The following is a 13,911-nucleotide window of genomic DNA, read 5'->3' as shown; positions in this document are numbered from 1 at the left end:
CGCCTGCGCGCTGCTTAAAACTTGTACGAGGCATTCAGGTAGCCAGTGCGGCCGCGCGGATCGTAGTAGCGGTCGTCATAGCCGAATTGCTGGCCGCGGTTCGCGCCAGACGTCGATGGCACGAATGGCGGGCTCTTGTCGGTCAAGTTCAGCACGCCTGCGGTGAGGACCCAGCTCTTGCTGGGCGTCCATACCGTTTGCCAGTCGAGCGTCGAATAGAAGCCCACTTTCATGCGGATCTTTTCCTGGCCCGTCACTGCGCCCGAAGCGTCAAGCACGTCGACCGACGTTTCCTGGTCCTTGTAGCCGGACAGGAAGTTGACCGTCAGCGAATTGGCCCAGTTGCCCGTTTTCAGGGTATTCGTCCACTGGCCGCGCGTGCGGAAAGTCACCGTGCCCAGATCGGCGAAGTTGCCCAGCGCCGAATAATATTGGCCATCGCGTTCCAGCTGCACATCCTCGCGCAGCATCTGCGTCGCATTCAGCTGCGACGTGAACAGGCCGATGCCGGAGCGGTAACGGGCGCTGACGTCGATATCGACGCCGGTGGCAAACGATTTACCGAGGTTCTGGTTATCCGCCAGGAAGGCCAGGTAGGTCGTCCCCGTGCCCACGTCCTTGTTGACGCCCCAGGATTTCGGGAAGTTGGCCGGATTGGCGAATACCAGCTGTTCCGTCAGCTGGCCGAAGGAATCGCGGATCTGCACATGCCACAGGTCGGCGCCCAGGGTGATGGCGCTGATCGGCTCGTAACGGAAACCGATGGTCGCCTGTTTCGATTTCTCGGGCTGCAAGTCGCGGTTGCCGCCGGCCAGCTGATCGTACTGGCGATTGCCTGGCTGGCATTGTGCATTCAGGCGCGTGGCGATGGCTTGCAAGGCTGGCGAGCACGTGTACTTGTCGCTGGTGACACCATAGCCGCGCTGCAAGGCATTCACTTGCGGCACGGTCGGCGCATGGAAGCCATTACCGACCGAACCGCGGATCAGCAAGGTGGGCGCCGGTGTCCACTTGAAACTGGCCTTGGCCGTGGTGGCGCCGCCGAAGTCCGAGAAGTCATCGAAACGCAAGGCCGCACCCAGTTCCAGTTCTTTCAGCACAGGTGCGATAACTTCGCCAAAGATGCCCTTCGAGGTGCGGCTGGCGCTGTATGGCTGGCTGCTGGCCGCGTCGCCGAAACGCTGGTCGCATTCCAGGCCCGTCGTACCGCCGCACAAAGTGCCTTTTACGGGATCGGCCAGGATGCCTTGCGCAAACGGGCTCGGCTTGGCCGAGAATTCCTCGCGGTTGATGTTGGCGCCCACGCCCAACATCATGGCGCCGCCAGCCAGACGCCGCACTTCCGTCGACCCATTCAAATTGATGGTTTGCAGGCGCGAGGTGCCGCCATCCCAGTAACCGGAGAAAGTGGCGCTTTTGATGGCTTCCTGCGCCGCAGTGGACTGCTTTCCCGGGCCGACGAAGGGGTCGAGCAAGCCGCTTGACGTGAGATTATTGACGGCGATGGCGCCAGGATAGCCGGAAATACTGCCTTTTACGCGGCTTTCCGAGAAGTTGTACGAGGCGTTGTAATCCCAGCCGGCAGCGACGCCGCGCGTACCGACCACCACGCTGGCGAAGTCAGCCGTATCCTTCGAGGTACGCTGGCCCATGTCGAACAGCCGGTAAAAAGCCGTGCTGTCGCCAGTAATACCGATTGGCAATAAATACTTGTCATGCAGGGGCGTGCCTGCATCCACGGCAATGGCGCCAGGGACGGGCGCGATACGCGAGGTTTGCTTGGTGCGCGACAGCAGCACGTCCGCAAACACTTCGTGGCCGGCAATCTTGAACGTGCCCGAGGCCATGAAGTTGTCACGCTTGCGCTCCGGATAGATTTCCAGATCCTTGGTGAAATCGTAGCCGCAGTAGTCATCGACCAGGCCGCTGCCATCGTTATACGGTTCGATCACGCGGAACGTCTTCTCGGGACAGGATCCGTTGCTCTTCTGGAAAGGACTGATCAACTGGCCATTGTCATCGGTGGCATTGGCCGGAATCGGGCTGGCCGAGAATTGCTGCTTCTGATAGCGCTTGCCGTTGGCCGAGAATTGCACCTTGCCCGTGCTGGCGAACTTGCGGTCGACGGAAGCGAGCTTGTCGCGCTCGTCGTGGCCAAAGGTCAGCACCACATTGTAGCCATCGTCTTCCAGGTTGCCAAAGCCCTTGGTGGCGCTGATGCGTTTCTCACGCGCACCGTTTTTTGGTGCGGAGTAGCCGATGGACACATCGCCTTCTGTCGTGTCGTGCTTGGTAATGAAGTTGACCACGCCGGCAATGGCGTCGGCGCCGTACAGCGCGGAGGCGCCGTCAGTCAGCAGTTCGACGCGCTGAATGGCTGAAATGGGAATCGAATTCAAATCGAAACCGGCGGCAAAACCGGTCAGCGTCTGGCCGCCGAACTGGGCCAGGCGCTTGCCGTTCAGCAAGACGAGCGTACGCGTCTCACCCACGTTATGCACGGAAATACCGGAGAAACCAAAGGTGCTGCCGCCCACCGAGGAACTTTCACTGGTGGCGCCCTGGGCGGAAGAGAGTTTCTTGACCAGATCGGTGACCGAGGTGGCGCCCGAGGTGCGGATGGCTTCAGCGGTCAGGACGGTGACCGGCAAGGCGCCTTCGGCGGCGATGCGCTTGATCGACGAGCCCGTGACTTCCACGCGCTGGATCTGCGTATCGGCCCCTTGCGCATCCTGCGCGATCGCCGACTGTGACGCAACGGACAGCGCCGCTGCCACGCCGCCAGCGCAAACGATGCGCACGGCATGGGAGATGACGGTTTCTTTAAGCATGGTGACCCCTTTTCATTGTACGTTATACAAGCAACGGATCTGGTATCCGCACTGCAGTCGTTCACTTCAAGGCACTCTTGCACCGCACATTTTTCAGGTCCCGGCCCCAGCAGGGAGCTCCACGTATTTGCGCGGAAAAAGACACTAGACAACTGAAAGTTAACTTGAAAACTACATAGAATCACAATGCCAATCTTGATGTCAACAGAACTCAGCACGTGTATGGCGTGCATACAACATTGTGAAAACAAAGGAGGATGGATCACGCAGGCCACCTGGAGGTGGCGCAAACGCAGGCCTGGTCAGCTGCCTAGCCGGCCAGCGGCAGCCTGATCTGTATATGACAGCCGGGAGTGCTGTCGATGGCGCACACCTGGCCGCCCAGTTGCTGCACGATCGTGTAGACGATGTGCATGCCCAGGCCGGAGCCGCCCTGGCCCCGCTTGGTGGTGAAAAACGGTTCAAACATATGCTCGCGCACGGCCGGCGCGAGGCCGATGCCGTCGTCGGAAAAATCCAGCAGCAGCCAGCGCGCAGGCGCGTCATCGCCATCCGCCTCGATGCGCGCGCGTATCGTGATGCGCCCTGGCCCGCCTTGCGGATAGCCATGGCGGGCGCTGTTCATCAGCAGGTTCGAGAGGATTTGCGACAGCTTGCCGGCCGCCAGGCGCACCTGGCAATCGGGGGCGATATCGAGTTCCACGCCGAGCGCCGCCTTGCGCAGTTCCGGACTGTGCGCCGATACCAGGCCGTGCACATAGTCGTGCAGGGCCAGGTCGGCCACGTATTCGCTGACCTGGTCCACTGCCAGCTGCTTGAAATTGCCGATCAGGTCGGCAGCGCGCGCCAGGTTGCGCTCGACCAGGGCGGCCGCGCCTTTCAAGGATTCGGCAATGTCAATCAGTTCGGCCCGGCTGACCTTGGCGCCGCCCAGCAGCTGTACCAGCTGGTCGGCATAGCTGCCCATGCTCGACGCCGCCGTCAGCGCCACGCCGATGGGCGTGTTGACTTCATGCGAGACGCCGGCCACCAGCGAACCGAGCGCCGCCATCTGTTCCTGCTCGATCAGGTTCGCTTGCGCCGCCAGCAGCGACTCGGTGCGCACGCGCACGATTTCTTCCAGCTGCTGGGTGCGCTCCTGGTGCTGCAGCTCGGCCGCGCCGCGCGCCGAGAAGATCGACAGCAGCAGCAGCGCCAGCAAGCGCTTGTTTTCATCGATGGGCCGCGTGTCGATGGCCGACAGGATGCCCAGGGTCTTGCCATCGGTATCGATCAGCGGCATGCCGACATAGCTTTCCGCCCGCATGTCGACGAGGAGGCTATCGAATGGAAAGCGACGCTGGATGTCGCTGCCATGAAAACACATGCTCTGGCAAGTCACGTCCTGGCAAGGCGTGTGCTGCAGGCTGTATTCGATATTCGGCTGGTAGCCGTCGCCGCCCCACAGGGCGAGGGTGCGGATGCCTTCGCTGCCGTCGTCCAGGCGCACCAGCCGCCCGGCGATCACATAGCGCACGTCGAGCGCTTCGGCCAGGTCCTTGACGAGGATGCGCAGGAAGTCGTCGCCACGGGCATGCGCCGTCGAGGCGGTAATCGAGCGCAGCGCAGCTTCCGCCAAGGTGCGCCGCTGCTCGGCATCGAACAGGGGTTCTTGCGAATTCACATCAAACAACGGAATACTCATGAATGCTCCTGCGCAGCACCGGAAGCGCAGGCACACTTGCCGGCGCGGCGACTCTCAGCCATGGCCCGCCCCAGCGGACCTGCCGCGATTGTACCCCTGGCTATTGTTTAATAATACAGATACACAGGAATTTTTTATAGCCAGCCGGAACGCTTGAACAAGTAATACATATAACCGCAGACACAGCTCATCACTGCCACGGCGGCCGGGTAGCCATAATGCCAGTCCAGCTCCGGCATGAACTTGAAGTTCATGCCCCAGATGCCGGCAAACGCCGTGAACACGGCGAAAATAGCGGCCCAGGCCGCCAATTGCTTGTTCACTTCGCTCTCGTCGATGGCCACCATCGACAGATTCACCTGGATCGCCGTGCTGATCGTGTCGCGGATCGTGTCGAGCGTGCCGTTGATGCGTGCCAGATGGTCATGCACGTCACGGAAATACTCCTGGGTATCGTGGCACAGGGGCGGCACGCGCCCGCCGTGCAGCTTGCCCACGGCTTCCATCAGGGGCGCCACCACGTGGCGCAAGACCATGACCTTGCGCTTCAATTGATACAGGCGTTCGATATTGTCGCGCTCGGTGCCACGGTCGAAGATGCGGTCCTCGATCAGTTCCAGTTCCGATTCCAGCGCGTCGAGCACGGGAAAGTAACGGTCGACGACGGCGTCCATCAGCGCATACAGCACAAAGGCGGAGCCCTGACGCAGCAAGTGCGGTTCACGCTCGGCGCGCGCACGGACGCCAAGGAACCCTTGCGAGCTGTTGCTGCGCGACGAAAGCACGTAATTGGCGCCCACGAAAATGTCGACTTCGCCCAACACCAGTTCGTTCTCGACCATTTCCACGGTTTTCACGACGGCAAACAGGGAATCGCCATATTCCTCGATCTTCGGGCGCTGGTGACCCCGTTGCGCGTCTTCCACCGCCAGTTCATGCAGGCAAAACTCGTGCTGCATCTGTTTCAGCTCGTCCGGCGTAGCGTCGAGCAGGGCTACCCAGACGAAGCAATCGGGGCGCTCGACGTAGTCGCTGATGTCGTCGATCGGCAAGTCGGCCAGTTTTTTGCCATCCTGGTAGGCCACGCAGTTTATGAGCATGCTATTCCACAGTTCAAGTTAACACCGGACGAAACAGTCCGGCAGGCGCCAGCTTACCTTATCGCCTGCTGTGGGTGTTGTGGCGTGCAAGGAACACCGCAAGAAAAAGCGGACGGGGGAGCCCCCGTCCGGCAAGACGTCAATCTTCCTTGGCGCCGTCGATGCCCAGTTCGGATATCTTGCGGGTGATGGTGTTGCGGCCGATGCCCAGGCGCACGGCGGCATCGTTCTTGCGCCCGTGCGTATGCTTGAGCGCCGTCTTGATCAGGGCCGACTCGAACTGGCGTCCCAGCACGGCCATGACCTCCTGCTGCCCTGCCCCCAGCATGCCGGCCGCCTGCAATTCCAGTAAACCGATCCAGCCCGGCGGCGCGCCGTTGGCGGGTGCGGCCGCCTCGAAGACCTGGCCGCCATGCGGATGCGCCACGGCCGCCGGCGCAGCTTCGCCCGCCGCCACGGTGGCCGCGCCATCGCCCTGCCCCTGCGTCAATTCCAGCGGCAAGTCCTTGATTTCCACCGTCTGGCCCGGCGCCATGACGGTGATCCAGTTGCACAGGTTTTCCAGCTGGCGCACATTGCCGGGCAAATCGAGGCTGCTGAGGAACTGCATCGTCGGCTCGCTCATGCGCTTGGCTTCCACGCCCAGCTGGCGCGCGCTTTGCACCAGGAAGTGGCGCACCAGGATGGGGATATCCTCGCGCCGCTCCCTCAAACTGGGCAGGCGCAGGCGGATCACGTTCAGGCGGTGATACAAGTCTTCGCGGAACAGGCCGTCGCGCACGCGCTGCTCGAGATTCTGGTGCGTGGCGGTAATGACGCGCACGTTCGCCTTCATGGGCTGATGCCCGCCGACGCGGTAGAAATGGCCGTCAGACAGCACGCGCAGCAAGCGCGTCTGCAGGTCGAACGGCATGTCGCCGATTTCATCGAGGAACAAAGTGCCGTTCTCGGCTTGCTCGAAGCGGCCCCGGCGCGTCGTTTGCGCGCCCGTAAATGCGCCGCGTTCGTGGCCGAACAGTTCGGACTCCAGCAAATCCTTCGGGATCGCCGCCGTGTTCAGGGCAATGAACGGCTGCGCCGCGCGCGGGCTGTGCTTGTGCAGCGCGCGCGCCACGAGTTCCTTGCCGGAACCGGATTCGCCCGTGATCAGCACGGTCACATTCGATTGCGACAGGCGGCCGATGGCGCGGAAGACTTCCTGCATGGCCGGCGCCTGGCCGAGGATTTCCGGCGTCTCCGACGGGCCCGACTCGACGCTGGTCTCGCGCAGGCTTTCTTCCAGCGCGCGGCGGATCAGCTCGACGGCCTTGTCGATATCGAAGGGTTTCGCCAGGTATTCGAAGGCGCCGCCCTGGAAGGCTGCGACGGCCGAATCGAGGTCGGAAAAGGCCGTGATGATGATGACCGGCAAGCCGGGAAAACGCGACTTGACCGTCTGCAGCAATTCCAGGCCGGATGCGCCCGGCATGCGGATATCGGACACGAGCACTTGCGGCGTGTCAAATTCCAGTGCGGCGATGGCGTCGCGCGCATTGGCAAAACTCTTGGTGGCGAGATTTTCCCGCGCCAGGGCTTTTTCCAGCACCCAGCGGATTGATTCGTCGTCGTCAACTATCCAGATTGGCTTCATTAGTGTGTGCGTCCCGCAATGGATTTCATGGGTGGGATACCTCCTCGCTTATGGCAAGGGTAGAACGATCCTGAAATCGGTGTATCCAGGCCGGCTTTCGCACTCGATCACGCCCAGGTGCTGTTGCACGAAGGTTTGCGCCAAGGTCAGTCCCAACCCGCTGCCGCCTTCCCTGCCCGACACCAGCGGGTAGAAAATCCGGTCGCGGATCTGGGGTGCGATGCCCGGTCCATTGTCAATGATATGCAAGTCTAATGCCAGGCCGTAACGGACCTTGGCCAAGGTCACCTGGCGCGCCACGCGCGTCTTGAAAATCAGCTCCGCATCGCCCGCCTCGATGCGCTCGGCCAGGGCTTGCGCCGCGTTGTGCGCGATGTTGAGCACGGTTTGTATCAATTGTTCCTTGTCGCCGCGAAACTCGGGGATCGAGGCATCGTAATCGCGCGAAATAGTCAAGCCACTGGGAAATTCGGCCAGGATCAGGCTGCGCACGCGCTCGCACACTTCGTGGATATTCACGTCGCCCACGATATGCGGGCGGCGGTGCGGCGCCAGCAGGCGGTCGACCAGGGTTTGCAGGCGGTCCGCTTCCTTGATGATGACTTGCGTGTATTCGCGCAGCTCGCTCAGGTGCAGGGCCGGCAATTCCAGCTCCAGCAGCTGGGCCGCGCCGCGGATGCCTCCCAGCGGGTTCTTGATTTCATGCGCCAGGTTGCGGATCAGCTCCTTGTTGACCTGGCTCTGGTCGAGGATGCGCTCCTCGCGGTCGAGCTTTAGCTGCTGCACGTTTTCGCGCAGCTCGATCAGCACGCCGTCGCGCGGCGCGTCGAGCGCGCTGATGATGCTGTGCACGCGCAGCGGTTCGCGCCCCAGGCGTTCCAGGCTCAGGTCCTGCCGCAAGTCGGAAAATTTATGTTCGAGCGCCTGCGCGCAAATACCGGACAGCTCGTCGGGATTGAGGAACAGCGCCGTCAGCTTTTGCCGCGACAGGGCTTTCAATGAGCTTTCCAGCAGGTTTTCCGCCGCCGCGTTGGCATAGCTGATGCGGCCGTCGCCATCGAGCAGGATCACGGCTGAAGCGAGCAAATCAAGGCCGGCCAGGTGGGCGGGACGGCTGGAATGGTTGTCTGGTGTCATGTGCTTTACCGAATATTCGCGATCTCGCGTTTCAGGGCCTCGACGTTCTGCTGTGTTCGGCTAATGTTGTCCTTCAACTGCGCCACCCGTTCCTGGTATTTCGCATAGTTGCGCTCATTGCCCTGGCGCTCGGGCTGGCCGGCGTTGAATTCCAGGCGCTGGGCCGCCAGTTTCAGTTCTTCGCTGCGCAATTCGTCCTGCAGGATCTGGCGCCGGTCCAGGTCGCGCGCGCGCTGCTCGGCGCCATCGACCTTGGGAAACGCGCCGGCGGCAGGCGCCGGCGTGGCCGCCGCCTGCATGGCGGGCCGGGCAGGCGCGCCGGCCAGCGGCGCCGTCTTGCGTGGCGGCTCCGTCATGGCGCCCGGTAAATCGAGCAACTGGCAATGCGCGCCGGCCCGCTTGTCCGTGTACGTCTTGTGTCCCTGCGCATCGGCGCACACATACAGCTGCCCGTGCGCCTGTGCCGCCGCGCCCAGCAATCCTGCCATCAGCACCATTCTGTAATGCTTGGTCAATCTTCACTCCTGTCGGCACATGCCGCATCGTTCCTGGGCCGACTATACAACACCGCACGATCACCGCATTGGCGTACTGCATAAAAAAACGCGGGCAAGACCATCGCCTCACCCGCGTTTTTTATTCACTACCGGCACATTGCCGGCATGGCGCCATTACAGCGAGTAGTACATGTCGAACTCGGCAGGATGCGTGGTCATGCGCATGCGCTGTACGTCCTGCATTTTCAGTTCCAGGTAAGCGTCAATCATCGAATCGCTGAACACGCCGCCACGGGTCAGGAACTCGCGGTCCTTGTCCAGTGCGTCCAGAGCTTCTTCCAGCGAAGCGCACACGGTCGGGATCAGTGCGTCTTCTTCCGGCGGCAGATGGTACAGATCTTTCGAGGCGGCTTCGCCCGGATGGATCTTGTTGGCAACGCCGTCCAGACCGGCCATCAGCAGTGCGGCGAAGCACAGGTACGGGTTCGCCAGTGGGTCCGGGAAGCGCGCTTCGACGCGGCGGCCTTTTGGATTGGCCACGTGCGGGATGCGGATCGAGGCGGAACGGTTTTTCGCCGAATACGCCAGTTTCACTGGGGCTTCGTAGCCTGGTACCAGACGCTTGTACGAGTTGGTGCCCGGATTCGTGATCGCGTTCAGTGCCTTGGCGTGCTTGATGATGCCGCCGATGTAGTACAGGGCGAAATCGGACAGGCCGGCATAGCCGTCGCCAGCGAACAGGTTTTTGCCATCTTTCCATACGGATTGATGCACGTGCATGCCCGAACCGTTGTCGCCAACGATAGGTTTCGGCATGAAGGTGGCGGTCTTGCCATAGCTGTGCGCCACGTTCCACACCACGTATTTCAGGTTTTGCGTCCAGTCGGCGCGCTCGACCAGGGTCGAGAACTTGGTGCCGATTTCATTCTGGCCGGCGCCGGCCACTTCGTGATGATGTACCTCAACCGGGATGCCCAAGGACTCAAGGATCAGGCACATTTCCGAACGCATGTCCTGGAAGCTGTCCACTGGTGGCACCGGGAAGTAACCGCCCTTGACGGTAGGACGGTGGCCGCTGTTGCCGCCTTCGATGTCCTTGCCGGTCGACCACGAACCTTCGTCCGAACCGATCTTGACGAAGCAGCCCGACATGTCGATCTTCCAGCGCACGCTGTCGAAGATGAAGAATTCCGGCTCAGGGCCGAAGTAGGCGGTGTCGCCCATGCCCGACGATTTCAGGTAGGCTTCGGCGCGTTTCGCGATCGAGCGCGGGTCGCGGTCATAGCCCTTGCCGTCCGACGGTTCGATCACGTCGCACTGCATGAACAGGGTCGTTTCTTCCATGAACGGATCGATATTGGCCGTGTTTGGATCCGGCAGCAAGATCATGTCGGACGCTTCAATGCCTTTCCAGCCAGCGATCGAAGAACCGTCAAAGGCGTGGCCCGACTCGAATTTGTCCATGTCGAAGTGCGACACGGGAACCGTCACGTGCTGCTCTTTACCACGGGTATCGGCAAAGCGGAAATCAACGAATTTGACTTCGTTTTCTTCTACCATCTTCAAGACTTCTGCGGCTGTCATTGCCATGCGTATCTCCTAAATGAATGTGGGGTGAGCCGACCTTAGTGCGTCTGGGCTGATGAAGCGAAGCAAACATTGCGTGCCACCAAAACTCATAAGGATCATAGCAGATTCCATGCCAGCTCCAGGAGCCCCCTGGTGCCGACAACAAAATTACTGCCATCCCAGTGAAAGTTTCATGCCCGCGATTTTCCTGCTGCGTTTGCGTCAAATCAAGAATGCACTATGCAAGTGCAAAAAACGAATAACGCACCATTATCGTGCATTTTGTATGAATTTCTGGAAAATGCCTCGTTGTGGTGCAAAGACTGTGCACCATGGTTTCCCGTTTGCGGGGCGCGGACAGCGCACTATAATCGTACACACCTGCCCACTTTCATCGAGGACGCCATGACTACCGCCGCCGACATCCTGACCACCGCCCGCAGCCGGGCCAATGAAGGCACGCCGTATGCCGGCGCCGTCACGCCGCAGGAAGCGTACGACCTGCTGCAACTCGACGCTGCCGCCAAGCTCATCGATGTACGCACGAATGCCGAGCGCGACTGGGTCGGCCGCGTCGACATCGCCGATACCCAGCATGGTGCGGTGCAGTGGGCCACCTACCCGGGCGGCGTGCCGAATCCCGACTTCCTCGCACAACTGGCGGCCCAGGCCGGCAAGGATGAGGTGCTGCTGTTCCTGTGCCGCTCCGGCGTGCGTTCGCGCCATGCCGCCAAGCTGGCGACCGAGCACGGCTACATGAACTGCTTCGACATCCTCGAAGGCTTCGAGGGCGACAAGGACGCCGATGGCCACCGCAAGCAGATTGGCGGCTGGTGCAAGGCGGGGTTGCCGTGGCTGGGCGCCTGACACCAGGAACAACGGAACCGCTGCCGATGACGGCCACGCGTCGTCCAGAGGCAAGTCCCGCGCTGGCTTGATGCTTCAGGCCGGCTCGCCCGCCTCGGGCGCCGGGTGCTCGCCCATCAGGGTCAAGATGCGCTTGCGCACGAAATTGATGTGGCTGCGCAAGCCATACAGGCCGTCCGCGAACGACAGCGGTATCGAGATCTGGTTGACCATTTCCTCGATCTGGTCCAGCCGTTGCAATTGCGCCGCATAGACTTGCGCGCGCTGCGCTTCCGGCACGTCTTCCAGCGCCTGCTCCACCGTGCGCAGCTGGCCGTACCAGCGGTACACGCGCGAGCGGATGCGCCACACGTACAGGGGCGGCACCACGCGCGACAGGGGCAGGATCAAGGCGCCCAGCGCCACCACCAGCACCCACATGCGGTCGAAGAAATTGGCCAGCCAGAAACTCATGTAGCGCTGCAGCACAGGCGCGCCATCCTTGTAGAATTTCAGCGCTTCCGGCGCGACGGGAATCTCCGTGTAGCGCGCGGATGGGAACTGCCCCTGCTGCTGGAACCAGCCCGTGCCGCCATGGATGCCGGCCGCCGCCTGCACGAACAGGTCGACCAGGGCAGGATGCAAGTCTTCGCGCGCGACCAAAGTCGCGGTCGGCGCGATCAGGTGATAATCCTGCGCGGGAATGTTCTGCCCCAGGTCGACGATGCCGCGCGGCAAGACGACGTGCGTGAGGAAAGGCAGGCGCCGCGTGTACGCTTCCGCCTGCGAAAAGTCAAACAGCTTGATGCCCGGCGTTTGCAGCAGCATCTGGATCAGCGGCGCTTCCGGCGCCGAGCTGAACACGAGACCATCGATGCGCCCTTCCAGCAGCTCCACCGTGGCAGGCGTATTCTGCAAGTCGCTCACCGTCAAGTCCTTGGCTTCGACGCCATTTACAGACAGCAACTGCCGGAACAGGCCGGGCACGCCCGTGCCTTCCGGCCCCAGGTTGATCTTCATGCCCTTCAGTTGCGTCAGCTCCGTCACGGCCTTGTCTTCGCGCATGAACAGCCAGACGGGCTCCGTAAACAGGCTGCCCAGGGAAATCAAGCCGTGGCGCTCGGCATCGTCATGTTCTGTCGAGCCGCTTTGCACGAAGGCGATATCGGTCGTGCCGCTATTCAAGCGCTGCAGGTTTTCCTGCGAACCCAACGACGGCTGCAAGGTCACCTTGATGCCGTGCTTGGCCAGGGTGGCCGCATATTTCTTGCCGAACTCTTCGTAGGCGCTATTGTCCTGCCCCGTCGACAGGCTCACCTGGCGTGGCGGCGCGGGGTCGACCAGCCAGTACGCGAGCGCGCAAAACGCGCCGACCAGCAGCAAGGTGGGACCGGCGGTGGCGAGGAAGTCGCGCACGGAAAAGCGGCTGAACGCGAGGATTTTGGACATGTGGTGGCGCATAGGTTTCATGGGTGGCTACGATGCCAAGAAAACCCCAACTATGCAAGGCACTTTCACATGCGCGGCGTGGCCAATTCGGCTACAGTTCTGGATCGACCACCTGCCTATGGAGTCCCGCATGCTGAAAATTCTTGGAAAAGCCGCTTCGATCAATGTCCGCAAAGTCCTGTGGACGTGCGAGGAGCTCGACCTGCCGTATGAACGCGAAGACTGGGGCAGCGGCTTTCGCAGCACGGACGACCCGGCCTTTCTGGCCTTGAACCCGAACGCCATGGTGCCCGTGCTGCTCGATGGCGACCTGGTGCTGTGGGAATCGAACACGATTTGCCGCTACCTGTGTGCCCAGGCGGGCCGCGACGACTTGCTGCCGAGTAATCCGCGTGCCCGCGCGGAAGTGGAAAAATGGATGGACTGGCAAATGGGTGATTTGAACAACAGCTGGCGCTACGCCTTCATGTCGCTGGTGCGCCACAGCCCCGCGCACCAGGATGCGGCGCAACTGGCGGCCGGTATTGCCGGCTGGAACAAGATGATGGGCGTGCTGGAACAGCAGTTGCAGCGCACGGGCGCCTTCGTCTGCGGCGAGGCGTTCACCCTGGCCGATATCGTGCTGGGCCTGTCCGTCAAGCGCTGGTTGATGGCGCCCATGCAGCGTCCCGACTATCCGGCCATCGCCGCGTATCACGCGCGCCTGGAAGATAAAACCGCCGTGTTTGCCGGCTAATCGAGTTCGATTGCCTCGACCGTGCCGCCGATGACGTAGCAATCGCCATCGCGGCGTACCTCATCCAGGGTCGCCGGGTCATCGTGCGTGTAGGTGCCGTCGATATCGACGCACCAGACATCGCCGAAACGCAGCAACTTCACGCCGCAGCAGATGCGGTTGATGAAGTTGCCCGGCGTCCTGACCAGTACTTCCTGCACTTCTCCCACCGTGATGGCGACTTTGCGCCAGACATTGCCTTCCAGCCCATGATTTCTTGCGTACAAGACGATGCGCACGGCCTGCACGCCTTGGGGCTGGTACATCTGTTCCATCGACACCAGTGAGCCATCGTCAAAGCGGTGGTATTGCGCAAAGATCTGCTGTGTTCTTTCCATGGATTCTTTCTCCTCCATAAAAAAACCGGCCCATTCAGGCCGGCTTTTAATTGCA

General features: G+C 61.6%; 11 protein-coding genes. 2 read left to right on the top strand and 9 right to left on the bottom strand.

Features of this window, described 5'->3' with window-relative positions:
* Window positions 1–14: 14 nt before the first annotated feature.
* From U0004_RS06460 to glnA, 7 genes are all read right to left on the bottom strand, one after another.
* Window positions 15–2,831, bottom strand: a complete 2,817-nt coding sequence (locus U0004_RS06460) for a TonB-dependent receptor plug domain-containing protein (RefSeq protein WP_070260042.1) — start codon at window positions 2,829–2,831, stop codon at window positions 15–17.
* A 310-nt stretch (window positions 2,832–3,141) separates the two neighbouring features.
* Window positions 3,142–4,515, bottom strand: coding sequence for a GAF domain-containing sensor histidine kinase (locus U0004_RS06455; RefSeq protein WP_070260044.1), 1,374 nt, complete (start codon window positions 4,513–4,515; stop codon window positions 3,142–3,144).
* Window positions 4,516–4,649: 134 nt separating this feature from the next.
* On the bottom strand, window positions 4,650–5,615 hold the full coding sequence (corA, locus tag U0004_RS06450; protein ID WP_034760218.1) for a magnesium/cobalt transporter CorA: 966 nt from the start codon (window positions 5,613–5,615) through the stop codon (window positions 4,650–4,652).
* Window positions 5,616–5,754: 139 nt separating this feature from the next.
* Complete coding sequence (gene ntrC, locus U0004_RS06445; protein ID WP_070260046.1) at window positions 5,755–7,245, bottom strand: nitrogen regulation protein NR(I); 1,491 nt, start codon at window positions 7,243–7,245, stop codon at window positions 5,755–5,757.
* Window positions 7,246–7,293: 48 nt separating this feature from the next.
* Complete coding sequence (glnL, locus tag U0004_RS06440; protein WP_034782484.1) at window positions 7,294–8,382, bottom strand: nitrogen regulation protein NR(II); 1,089 nt, start codon at window positions 8,380–8,382, stop codon at window positions 7,294–7,296.
* A gap of 5 nt (window positions 8,383–8,387) precedes the next feature.
* Entirely contained in the window at window positions 8,388–8,897 is a 510-nt protein-coding gene (locus U0004_RS06435) for a DUF4124 domain-containing protein (RefSeq protein ID WP_370452793.1), read from the bottom strand.
* A gap of 156 nt (window positions 8,898–9,053) precedes the next feature.
* Window positions 9,054–10,469 (bottom strand): type I glutamate--ammonia ligase, encoded by a 1,416-nt coding sequence (gene glnA / locus U0004_RS06430; RefSeq protein WP_029496182.1) that lies wholly within the window; start codon window positions 10,467–10,469, stop codon window positions 9,054–9,056.
* Between the two features lie 384 nt (window positions 10,470–10,853).
* Between glnA and U0004_RS06425 the strand changes: the two genes are divergently transcribed.
* Complete coding sequence (locus U0004_RS06425; protein ID WP_070260048.1) at window positions 10,854–11,315, top strand: rhodanese-like domain-containing protein; 462 nt, start codon at window positions 10,854–10,856, stop codon at window positions 11,313–11,315.
* A gap of 75 nt (window positions 11,316–11,390) precedes the next feature.
* Here the strand turns inward: U0004_RS06425 and U0004_RS06420 are convergent, their stop codons facing one another.
* A complete protein-coding gene (locus tag U0004_RS06420) occupies window positions 11,391–12,743 on the bottom strand; it encodes a TAXI family TRAP transporter solute-binding subunit (RefSeq protein ID WP_070260198.1) in 1,353 nt (450 codons plus the stop codon).
* Between the two features lie 130 nt (window positions 12,744–12,873).
* On the opposite strand from U0004_RS06420, the gene U0004_RS06415 reads away from it, so the two are divergent.
* Window positions 12,874–13,479 carry a glutathione S-transferase family protein gene (locus U0004_RS06415; protein WP_070260050.1) on the top strand — a complete coding sequence of 202 codons (606 nt, stop codon included), beginning with the start codon at window positions 12,874–12,876 and terminating at the stop codon, window positions 13,477–13,479.
* Here U0004_RS06415 and U0004_RS06410 read toward each other — a convergent pair.
* A complete protein-coding gene (locus U0004_RS06410; RefSeq protein WP_139144285.1) occupies window positions 13,476–13,856 on the bottom strand; it encodes a hypothetical protein in 381 nt (126 codons plus the stop codon). The genes U0004_RS06415 and U0004_RS06410 overlap by 4 nt on opposite strands.
* Window positions 13,857–13,911 lie beyond the last annotated feature (55 nt).

It is taken from the genome of Janthinobacterium lividum (genome assembly GCF_034424625.1).
Classification (GTDB): Bacteria; Pseudomonadota; Gammaproteobacteria; order Burkholderiales; family Burkholderiaceae_D; genus Janthinobacterium; species Janthinobacterium lividum.
The sequence above is the reverse complement of the archived record's forward strand: the minus strand, read 5'-3'. Positions and strand labels throughout refer to the sequence as shown.

Coding starts and splice junctions, on each gene's coding strand:
- glnL (WP_034782484.1), bottom strand. CDS start 8,382: ATGACACCAGACAACCATTCCAGCCGTCCCGCCCACCTGGCCGGCCTT.
- U0004_RS06460 (WP_070260042.1), bottom strand. CDS start 2,831: ATGCTTAAAGAAACCGTCATCTCCCATGCCGTGCGCATCGTTTGCGCT.
- glnA (WP_029496182.1), bottom strand. CDS start 10,469: ATGGCAATGACAGCCGCAGAAGTCTTGAAGATGGTAGAAGAAAACGAA.
- U0004_RS06415 (WP_070260050.1), top strand. CDS start 12,874: ATGCTGAAAATTCTTGGAAAAGCCGCTTCGATCAATGTCCGCAAAGTC.
- corA (WP_034760218.1), bottom strand. CDS start 5,615: ATGCTCATAAACTGCGTGGCCTACCAGGATGGCAAAAAACTGGCCGAC.
- U0004_RS06420 (WP_070260198.1), bottom strand. CDS start 12,743: ATGTCCAAAATCCTCGCGTTCAGCCGCTTTTCCGTGCGCGACTTCCTC.
- U0004_RS06425 (WP_070260048.1), top strand. CDS start 10,854: ATGACTACCGCCGCCGACATCCTGACCACCGCCCGCAGCCGGGCCAAT.
- U0004_RS06455 (WP_070260044.1), bottom strand. CDS start 4,515: ATGAGTATTCCGTTGTTTGATGTGAATTCGCAAGAACCCCTGTTCGAT.
- ntrC (WP_070260046.1), bottom strand. CDS start 7,245: ATGAAGCCAATCTGGATAGTTGACGACGACGAATCAATCCGCTGGGTG.
- U0004_RS06410 (WP_139144285.1), bottom strand. CDS start 13,856: ATGGAAAGAACACAGCAGATCTTTGCGCAATACCACCGCTTTGACGAT.